We start from the raw sequence: 255 nt of genomic DNA on the forward strand, positions 1-255 counted from the left end.
CCCGCTCTTGTGCGTGACTGCCAGGCTGACCTTGACGCCGAACTCGTAGGGCTTCCTGGCCTTGCCCTTGCCGATGCACTCGACTTCTGGCGCGTGCAGCGCGTAGAGCTTGTTCTTGTCGTTGGGGTGTTGGGCGTGGATACGCTCGGCGCGCTGCAGCCACACGTCGAGCTGCGCCTGCACGGCCTGGGAGAGCGTCGTCATCTTGCGCCGCACCTCGCGCAGCAGCACCCCGAGGATGGTGCGCTGGCGGCG

1 pseudogene is annotated in these 255 nt (G+C 67.5%); it reads right to left on the minus strand.

Annotation, left to right across the window (positions count from 1 at the left end):
- Window positions 1-255: pseudogene (locus ACG00Y_RS28850) on the minus strand (IS5/IS1182 family transposase); the annotation flags it as partial.

This window comes from Pelomonas parva (genome assembly GCF_043555835.1).
Taxonomy (GTDB): domain Bacteria; phylum Pseudomonadota; class Gammaproteobacteria; order Burkholderiales; family Burkholderiaceae_C; genus Pelomonas; species Pelomonas parva.